At 68.1% G+C, this 273-nt stretch carries 1 pseudogene; it reads left to right on the top strand.

Annotated features, from left to right (window positions below):
• Window positions 1-273, top strand: a pseudogene (locus tag IG90_RS40470) (hypothetical protein); the annotation flags it as partial.

Genomic DNA, 273 nt, shown 5'->3' with positions numbered 1-273 from the left:
GATCGTCGTGCTGCGCGCGGTCCACGCGATCATGCACGAGCGGTCCGAGCGCTACAACCGGATGAAGTGGACCGACGAGAAGGGCCGCACCCGCGTCGGTAGGGCGTTCTTCGTCCCCGGCGACCCGGACCCGCTGCTCTCCCTCACCCTGGACGAGGCGCACGACCTCCTCAACGACCCCGAGTACGGCGAGGAAGCCGTCAAGATCGTCGGGGACCTCGCCAAGGAAGCGCGGAAGGTCGGCATCAAGTTCCGCCTCGCCAACCAGTCCCC

Origin of the sequence: Streptomyces anulatus, from assembly GCF_000721175.1 — a bacterium.
Lineage (GTDB): Bacteria > Actinomycetota > Actinomycetes > Streptomycetales > Streptomycetaceae > Streptomyces > Streptomyces anulatus_C.
This window is presented reverse-complemented; position numbering and strand designations above follow the sequence as displayed.